This is a genomic window from Pseudomonas sp. PA15(2017) (assembly GCF_001945395.1).
GTDB lineage: Bacteria > Pseudomonadota > Gammaproteobacteria > Pseudomonadales > Pseudomonadaceae > Aquipseudomonas.
The window spans coordinates 1-3,048 of record NZ_MSXV01000060.1; the positions used below are offsets into that span (position 1 = coordinate 1).

At 55.1% G+C, this 3,048-nt stretch carries 6 protein-coding genes; 4 read left to right on the top strand and 2 right to left on the bottom strand.

Translation table 11 applies throughout. The features are described 5' to 3' along the window. A partial coding sequence (locus BVH03_RS26700) for a hypothetical protein (protein ID WP_218189575.1) occupies window positions 1-1,277 on the top strand: 1,277 nt, incomplete at its 5' end. Next, window positions 1,274-1,504, top strand: a complete 231-nt coding sequence (locus tag BVH03_RS25265) for a hypothetical protein (protein ID WP_075963766.1) — start codon at window positions 1,274-1,276, stop codon at window positions 1,502-1,504. The genes BVH03_RS26700 and BVH03_RS25265, both read left to right, overlap by 4 nt. 36 nt (window positions 1,505-1,540) lie before the next feature. Here the strand turns inward: BVH03_RS25265 and BVH03_RS25270 are convergent, their stop codons facing one another. Next, window positions 1,541-1,651 carry a SymE family type I addiction module toxin gene (locus BVH03_RS25270; protein WP_075963816.1) on the bottom strand — a complete coding sequence of 37 codons (111 nt, stop codon included), beginning with the start codon at window positions 1,649-1,651 and terminating at the stop codon, window positions 1,541-1,543. Window positions 1,652-1,838: 187 nt separating this feature from the next. Next, window positions 1,839-2,204, bottom strand: a complete 366-nt coding sequence (locus tag BVH03_RS25275; RefSeq protein ID WP_075963767.1) for a helix-turn-helix domain-containing protein — start codon at window positions 2,202-2,204, stop codon at window positions 1,839-1,841. A 130-nt stretch (window positions 2,205-2,334) separates the two neighbouring features. On the opposite strand from BVH03_RS25275, the gene BVH03_RS25280 reads away from it, so the two are divergent. Beyond that, window positions 2,335-2,553 (top strand): hypothetical protein, encoded by a 219-nt coding sequence (locus BVH03_RS25280; RefSeq protein WP_075963768.1) that lies wholly within the window; start codon window positions 2,335-2,337, stop codon window positions 2,551-2,553. Between the two features lie 161 nt (window positions 2,554-2,714). After that, a partial coding sequence (locus BVH03_RS26275) for a hypothetical protein (protein ID WP_218189576.1) occupies window positions 2,715-3,048 on the top strand: 334 nt, incomplete at its 3' end.

The window sequence follows — 3,048 nt, forward strand, 5'->3', positions numbered from 1 at the left end:
CACAGACTGGGCAGGACTCCACAGAGGGCCTCAATCGTGATGTGAGCAACGCCTATGAGATCACTCGTGACGATGAGGAACGTACGGATCTGTATGTGACCAAGTCGTCTGTGGAGGCGGTGGCGGCTGTTGCGCAAGCGGCTGCGGAGAAAGTCGCGAGAGAGGTGCAGGCACAGCGTGTGAATGTGGAGGAAATCCCACCGTCAGCGAGAGCATCACTGGGCGATGAGCGGGCTTTGGCGATGGCTAAGAACTTGGCCAGAAATGGCCTGGATCCGGAGCTAATGAAGGGCTTGTCCCCCAAGACACTAGAAAATCTGGTTTCTTGGGCTGACAGTGCGGAAAACTACAACAAGGTCTATGACGCTGATGTTGGCGCGAATACATCAGCTGAGTCTGCTGCGCAGACTTCGGCTGGTGGAACTCTGAATCTAGCTAAGACCAAGGTCAATGACGCTTCACGTTCGGGCGGGGAAGCATTTTTAAGAGAAATCGCCGACTTCCGTGAATACCTTGGGACTTTACCGGTTGCAGAGGCCCAGATTGCACTGCTTGGCATGCAGGTTTTTATGGGGCCAGCCAAAGCAGCTGTCAGTCTTGCAGGTAATGTACTGATCAACGCTATGTTCGGCGATAAAATTGATGCGATAAAGGACAGCGCTGCTGTTGGCATGACCGCAAGCCTGAGGGATGAGGACAAAAAAGCTGTTCAAGAGGAGCATGACTATGCCAAGCAGCAATACGCCGCAGGGGAGGACGGCTATCTAGATGGCGATGGGGGTGTACTGGCGTCTCGTTTCCTGATTGACTTGGCTGTTGGCGAGATTGGTTCACTGACCAAGAAGGTGGCCGGAAAAGCTGTTGGAGTTGTATCGGGTGGGCAGCAAGGGAGTGGTTCGGGTGCAAAAGGAAATGCGACAACAGGAAACGTTGTAGCTAATGAAGCCACAAATGCAAATGCTCAAGCCGCATTGAGAGCGAAACTATCGGGATTACAAAAAGCTCAAGAAACCGCAGCTATTACTAAAACGCTGCCTGATGGCCGTGTTCGGTACTACACACAAGAGGTTCCCGCTAGAACAGAAGGAACTACTCGGGGCGCTTCTTTTGTTACGGAACTTGATCCTAAAACCGGCAATACAAGACAGTGGATGGAAAGCTATGACCATTCAGGGTCTGTAATTCGTGTCCACCCAAAGAGTATCAATGGGCAGCCGGTTGATGCTCAGCATTACCCCCCAACTGGAGCAGAATTAAAGAGCTGGGGGCAGCAATGAGTTCGGGGAACGTAGTGGCCGACAGGCTTGAAAGAATAGCTGTTGGTGGATTTGATATTTTTAAAATATCAAAAGAGGCATTTAGCATTTATCAAGATCCGGGGCTTTCTCTCACAAAGGATTTAGATATGGCACTGTTATCGTTGATAGCAATGGAAGAGGGGCCGGAGTTTGAGATGACAGAAAAAGAGTTTCAGGATTTACTGGCTGAGATTCGACAGATGTAGTTTTCAATAGCCCCGGCACTGCCGGGGCTATTTATTTCACTCCGCCGTAATCACCAAACACCCTTGCATGACCCGAATCCGTATCTTCTCGTTGACCTGGAATCCGGCCCGTTGCAGCCAGTAGCCGCGTAGCTTGATCCCCGGAATGAGCCGATCCCCGCTGTGAGTCCAGGTTCCCCGAGCGGCAGGTAGTAATCGGCAGCGACGGTGGCGAAGCGTTCAGTTCTGGGCGCGGCTGGCCTATGATCGGTTTTAGCCATATTCAGCTCCTTGTTAGCTGCTTGTGGTTAGCGGGCTTTCGGTGTTCGCGCACCGTTGGCCCGCGCTTCTTCGTTTACTCCTTTCCCTTCGTTGCCGGTGTTGCCACGCGGGCAATGGCCCCAGCGACCTGGTGTTTCACGATCACTGCATCGAGCAGGCCGCGCACCAATTCCTGTTCTTCCTCCGACATGCGCGAAATCGCTTCGAACTGATAGCGCAGGCGGTCATCCGGGCCGCGCTCGTTAGCCTCGAACAACAAAAAATCCGAAGTGACTTGCAGGGCGATGGCCAGTTTTTTCAGGGCATCGGCGGTAGGTAGTGAGCTACCGGCTTCGTAGCGCTTGATCTGCTGTACATGAATCCCTGTTGCATCCGAGAGGGCTTGCTGGGTCAGGCCGAGTTGTTTGCGCAGCTCGACCACACGTTGGGAAAAGCTCATGGCCGTTAACCAGTGGTGTAGGTAGGTCACGATGCTAAGCCTCGGATCATTCGGATATTGACGATAGTACTATATAGTGTACCATTCGCGTACACCAAATAGGTCTTGACAGCTTTTTGGAGAAACCCGTATGGCCCGCATCCCCGAAGCCGAACTGACCCGCCTCAAGCGCAAGGTGTCGCTGGAACTGGACAGCAACCTGGCCTGGGCCCTGGCCCAGTTGGTCAAGCGCATCAGCTACAGCGACTGCCGCAGCCTGGCGGTGGATGATCGAGAAACCCAGCAAATGATCGAGGCGATCAACCAGCTCCAGCGAGCGCTGGCCGAAGCGGGCTACGCACCACGCTGAAGACGAGGGGCGGGCCACCGCCCCCACTTGGCCGGCCCGGCCAAGCGGCTAACGCGCTGCGCTTGTCGGCCCCCGCCCGGCACGGCGGCTGCGCCGCCGCCCCGGCCGGGAGCTTGCGTTTTTTGCTGCGCAACGGCGGGCGGGCCGCTAAGCTCGTGTCCATGAATCGAATCCACTCTGGAAATCCGCTGCTCTGGCTGTGCCTGCTGTTGCTGGCCTGGGCGGTTCTGGGCGTGCAGCTTGCAACGCCGAAAGTCGCGTCGGGGCCATTTTACGCGGCGACCGAGCATCATCTTGGGGTAACGCGCTGGGAAGCCGCGCCGCGTCTGGGCCTGGACGCCTGGACAACGAAATTCGCGTCGGGTGATACAGTTGGGGCAAAAGGAAATGCGACAACAGGAAACGTTGTAGCTAATGAAGCCACAAATGCAAATGCTCAAGCCGCATTGAGAGCGAAACTATCGGGATTACAAAAAGCTCAAGAAACCGCAGCTA

Coding starts and splice junctions, on each gene's coding strand:
- BVH03_RS25265 (WP_075963766.1), top strand. CDS start 1,274: ATGAGTTCGGGGAACGTAGTGGCCGACAGGCTTGAAAGAATAGCTGTT.
- BVH03_RS25275 (WP_075963767.1), bottom strand. CDS start 2,204: ATGAGCTTTTCCCAACGTGTGGTCGAGCTGCGCAAACAACTCGGCCTG.
- BVH03_RS25280 (WP_075963768.1), top strand. CDS start 2,335: ATGGCCCGCATCCCCGAAGCCGAACTGACCCGCCTCAAGCGCAAGGTG.